This window comes from Acinetobacter endophylla (genome assembly GCF_053543775.1).
Window position 1 is genome coordinate 1 of sequence record NZ_JBLVOM010000212.1, and the last position, 498, is coordinate 498.

General features: G+C 45.0%; 1 protein-coding gene. It reads right to left on the minus strand.

Annotated elements, in window-relative coordinates; genetic code table 11:
- Positions 1 to 498, minus strand: a 498-nt coding sequence (locus tag ACNPNW_RS06400) for an alpha-hydroxy-acid oxidizing protein (RefSeq protein WP_448766764.1), incomplete at both ends; no start/stop codon positions are given.

Genomic DNA, 498 nt, shown 5'->3' on the forward strand with positions numbered 1-498 from the left:
AGGCAATCCGATGTAATATCTGCAATGGTTCTTGCACCAGTCAATGTCATTGCCACACGCATTTCTTTCTCAATCAAATCTAGTAAATTACTTACCCCAGAACCGCCGGCAGCACCAAGTGCGTATACAAATGCACGACCAAGCATGCAAATATCTGCACCCATAGCCAACATACGTACCACATCAAGACCGTTACGAATCCCTGAATCTGCTAAAATTTTGATGTCACCTTTGACCGCACTTGCAATTGAAGGAAGCGCACGAGCAGAAGACAAAACACCATCAAGCTGACGACCACCGTGATTGGAGACCACAATTCCATCTGCTCCGAAACGTACCGCATCCTTGGCATCCTCAGGATCTAAAATCCCCTTAATAACCATGGGACCCTCCCAATAATCACGAATCCACTCAAGATCTTTCCAAGAAATTGAAGGGTCAAAGTTATTTCCCAGCCAACCGATATAATCTTCCAGACCTGTCGGCTTACCTAAATAT